3 protein-coding genes are annotated in these 4,529 nt (G+C 69.4%); 2 read left to right on the top strand and 1 reads right to left on the bottom strand.

Translation table 11 applies throughout. The features are described from left to right. Positions 1–696, top strand: a 696-nt coding sequence (locus B8460_RS10840) for a molybdopterin-binding protein (RefSeq protein WP_048861616.1), incomplete at its 5' end; no start/stop codon positions are given. Positions 697–1,269: 573 nt separating this feature from the next. After that, positions 1,270–2,424: a beta strand repeat-containing protein gene (locus tag B8460_RS10835; protein WP_148360530.1), complete on the top strand. Its 1,155-nt coding sequence runs from the start codon at positions 1,270–1,272 to the stop codon at positions 2,422–2,424. Positions 2,425–2,558: 134 nt separating this feature from the next. Here the strand turns inward: B8460_RS10835 and B8460_RS10830 are convergent. Further along, on the bottom strand, positions 2,559–4,529 hold a 1,971-nt coding region (locus tag B8460_RS10830; RefSeq protein WP_048861614.1), incomplete at its 5' end, for a glycosyltransferase.

Below are 4,529 nucleotides of genomic sequence, written 5' to 3'. Positions count from 1 at the left end.
GACCGGCTGGCGCGCAGCGGCGACGCGCGCGACGCGCTGGGCCGGACGGAGGACATCACGCGGACGGTGCAGCGGCTGCTGACCTCGCCCACGGCGCTGGCGCAGGAATACCGCCCGTCCGATGTCTCGCGCAGCTTCAAGGCCAACGGCACGACGGCGCCGGACGACGAGGAGTACGAGGACGCGGCGGCGGCGAAGTTCGCCGACTGGCGGCTGGAGATCGGCGGTCTGGTGGAGCGGCCGGCGAAGCTGTCGCTGGCCGACCTGCGGGCGCTGCCGGCGCGGACGCAGATCACCCGCCATGACTGCGTCGAGGGGTGGTCCTGCATCGGGCAGTGGAGGGGAGCGGTGCTGGGGCCGCTGCTGCAGCGGGTCGGGCTGAAGCAGGGGGCGCGCTATGTCGTGTTCCACTGCGCCGACCGGCTGGAGGGCACGATGTCGGCCGACAAGTACTATGAGAGCATCGACCTGGGCGACGCGTTCCACCCGCAGACCATCCTTGCCTATGACATGAACGGCGCGCCGCTGCCGGTGGCGCACGGGGCGCCGCTGCGCCTGCGGGTCGAGCGGCAGCTCGGCTACAAGATGGCCAAATACGTCATGCGGATCGAGGTCGTATCCACCTTTGCCCACATCGGCGGCGGCAAGGGCGGGCTGTGGGAGGATCTCGGCTACACTTGGTACGCCGGGATCTGACCCCGCTTACGCGAGCCTCCGCGTTAATCACGCATTCGTGAACAAACGGCCCGGCGGCGCCGGACGGCCGCATACCGCCGCTATCAGAACGTTATTCCACCGTTAATCCGGAGCGCCTAAGGGGTTGATTCTGGCCCGGTTTCGGGTCGATGAAATCATCCGGTTCCGCAACGAAATGCCGCGCGGCGGCGTGCCCGGCCGGTCCTGTCGGGCGTCCCGCGGCCGCCGTGGGCGGAGGCCAGACGAAGCCGGGCCGGCCCCGTCACGGCCCCCGATCTGCACAAATTCTGTCCGATCCGATTGGTTAATGCACAAATCATGGTCATGCAACAACGGGCAGTCGCGCCTTATGCCGCGGAATCCGCCATTAACCGAGCGGCAACGAAGGGGCGTCTCTGACGACTATTTAATCAGACGTTACGAAGCCGAGCGTCTGTGCTGCGCTGCACTCAAGTTTTCGCGATTGGTCATCCGGCATGCAGAGCGTTGTTGCACCGCCCATGCAGATTTGGTAACTCCACTGCACCGCGCTCGCGGGGGCCTCACCGAAATTAAGATCCAGGTAGTAATCCGATGCCTAACGTTACGGTCTACGGTGCCTCTGGCACCATCGTGACCGTGCCCTTCACGGGTTCGGCCAACTATGCCCTCGCGCAGCAACTCGCCGGCATCATTAACACCGCCTTCAACAACGGTAACCTCAGCGCCACCAATGCGCCGACGGTCCCCGTAGGCGGCATCACCGAGCAGCTGACATCCGTCGGCGGCGCCTTCAGCCCGCCGGTGGGCACCAACTTCTTCACGGACTCCGCGGCTGCCCCGGTCACGCTGACCGGCGCTGCCTTCATGAACGTGATCGCCGGCACGGGCGGGCTCACGTTCAACGGCGCGGTCGGCAATGCCAGCATCGCGGCGGGCGGCGGCAACAACTACATCAACATGCCGACCGGCTCGTCCTATGACATCGCGCTCGGCGGCGGGAACGACACCGTCATCGCCAACGGCAGCGGCTCGATCGATGCCGGGGCCGGCACCAACGTCATCTCGATCAGCGGGTCGGCCGGCACCTCGAACATCCTGTTCTCGGACGGCACGGGCGACACCATCACGGCCGGCGCCGGCGCGGCGACGGTCGGCGAGACGGGCACGAAGTCCACGATCTTCATGGGCACGACGTCCGGCCTGTATGCGGACGGCGGCAGCGGCGACACCATCGTCGGCAGCAACGCCTATGTGAACCAGACGGTCTACGGGAACGGCGGCGACGTCGTCTTCGGTGGCAACAACACCCTGACCTTCGTCGGCGGTGTCGGTGGCTCGACCATCGTCGGCGGCGTCAAGGACACGCTGTTCGGCGTGTCGGGCGGCGACATCAACTACTACAGCAGCACCAGCAGCGCGACGCTGGTCGCTGGTGCGGGCAGCGAGACGCTGAACGCGGGCGGCGGCACGCAGGGCGACATGCTGATCGGCGGCGCCGGCTCGACCACCATGTTCGCCGGCACGGGTGCCGACTCGCTCGCCTTCTTCAACGGCACGTCGGGCGGCACGGATCTGGTCAACGGCTTCAACAGCCAGGATCAGATCGATCTGGTCAACTACGGCGGCGCGGCTCCGACCGTCATGGCTGCGGGCGGCTCCACCACGATCAACCTCAGCGACGGCACGAAGATCACGCTGTCCGGGTTCACCTCGAGCAACACCAGCTACATCAAGTCGTTCGGCTGATCCCCATCGGCTGAGCGACGCGATACGAACGGACGGGCGGTCTTCGGACCGCCCGTTTGCGTTTGGACGGCCCGTCACCGCGCGGATGCAGCCTTCGGTCGGGCGCTATTCGGTTGGGCGCCATTCGGTGGGCGCTACTCGGGCGGCGGGATGTGCAGCCAGGGGTGGCGGGCCTCCATGTCGGCCACCAGCGCCAGCTTGCGCGCCGGCACGTTGGTGGTGACGCGCAGCATCGACTGCCCGTGGACGCGGTAATCGGCGAGGACTTCGGTCACCGCGATGCCCCACAGCCCCTTTTCGGCGCAGCGGCACCAGAAATCGTAGTCCTCCCACCCCATCGGCTCCATCGCCGCGAACCCGCCGGCGGCGGCCCAGGCGGGCCTGGCGACCAGCGCCATGGCGTCGACGTAGTTGCCGCCCGCCAGCTTCTGTGCCTGGAACCACTGGGCGGTGCGGACATCACGCTCCGCCCCGAAGGTCTCGATCGCCGGATAGGCGAACGACGCCCCGCTGTCGCGCGCCGCCGCCAGCAGCCGCGCGGCGCAGTGCGGACGCAGCCGGTTGTCCGCGTCCAGCAGCAGCACATAGGGCGTCTCCGCCGCGTCCACGCCGCTGTTGCGCGCGCGCCCGAGCCCGCCGTTGACGCGGTGGCGCAGCACCAGCAGCCGGTTGAAGCGCCCGGCGTGACGGTCGGCCCATGCGCGCACGATCGCGGGCGAGGCGTCGGTGGAGGCGTCGTCGACGATCACGAGGTCGATCACCGCCTCGGTCTGCGCCGCGACCGAGTCCAGCGCCTCCTCGACATAGGCGGCATAGTTATAGAGAGGGACCACCACCGTGACGGCCGCCTCGCCGAGGGCGTCGCGGGCGAACACCGTCTCGGCATCGCCCAGGGCCGGCGGCGGCGACGGCGGCTCGGCCGCGCGGCGGCGTTCGAGGTCGAAGGCCTGTGCCGCGCGCCGCCCGCCGCGCATCTGATCGAAGAAGGCGAACAGAAGCTGCGCCCGCCGTTCCGGCCCCCAGCGCCACAGCGCGTCCAGATACGCCGCGTGCGCGAGCCGGCGGCGCAGCGCCGGATCGTCGAGCAGGCGGATCAGCGCGGCGTGGAACGCGTCCTCGTCCGCCGCCAGCAGTCCCGTCTCGCCGTCGCGCACGGCGCGTCGGAACGGCCCGGTGGGCGAGGCGATGGTCGGCACCTCCACCAGCGCCGCCTCGAAGATCTTGATCTCGCTCTTGGCCTCGCAGAACGGGTTGCCGGCCTCCAGCGGGGCGAGGTTGATGTCGAAGCGTGCCAGCTCGTCCGGCAGCGCGTCGGTCGGCACCGTGTCGCGCCACTCGATCTGATGCGCGCGTGCGTGCAGCGCCGGGAACTCCGCGACGTCGATCAGCGGGCGGTCATAGGCGACGTCGTGGAACAGCACGAGGCGGCAATCCGGCCTGGCGGCCAGCACCCGCGCGACCGGCCCCGCGACGATCGCGAAATCACGCTGATGCGTGCGGCTGCCGCCGGCATAACCGATGCGGATCAGCCCGTCGCCGCCCGTCGCGCGGCGGCGACGCACAGCGAGGCGCGAGCGGGCATGCGCGGCGGTGTCGAAGCCGTTGGGCAGGACATAGGAGGGCATCCGCTTGCGGCGGACCTGATAGGCCAGTTCCTCCGTCGTGCAGGTGCAGCCGTCGGTATAGGCCATCGCCAGCAGCACGCGGTCGAACAGGGCGGCGGTCTCATCCGTGTCAAGCCCGACCGAGCGGATGCCGTCGATCACCTCGACGGTGGCGAGCGCGCGGTCGAACATGAGGTCGTCGATGTCATAGAAGATGCGCGTCCCGTTGGCCCGCATCAGGCGGATGGCGCGCTCGAGCGTCGCGGACCAGTCGGCGCGCCAGATGATGACGACGTCGCTGCCGACCAGCCGGTCGAAACGCCGGTGCAGGTCGGCGGCGTCGATCACCTCCACCTCGGCGTCCGCCATGCGTGCCGCGTCGGCGAAGCGGGCGACGCGATAGACGTGGCCGGGCGTGTGCGGCTCGCCGGAGACATAGACGACGCGCAGCCGGCCGGACGCGGCGGCCTGCCGCGCCGCTTGCAGCCGCAGCAGCCGGTC

The organism is Acidisphaera rubrifaciens HS-AP3 (assembly GCF_000964365.1).
GTDB lineage: Bacteria > Pseudomonadota > Alphaproteobacteria > Acetobacterales > Acetobacteraceae > Acidisphaera > Acidisphaera rubrifaciens.
The sequence above is the reverse complement of the archived record's forward strand: the minus strand, read 5'-3'. Positions and strand labels throughout refer to the sequence as shown.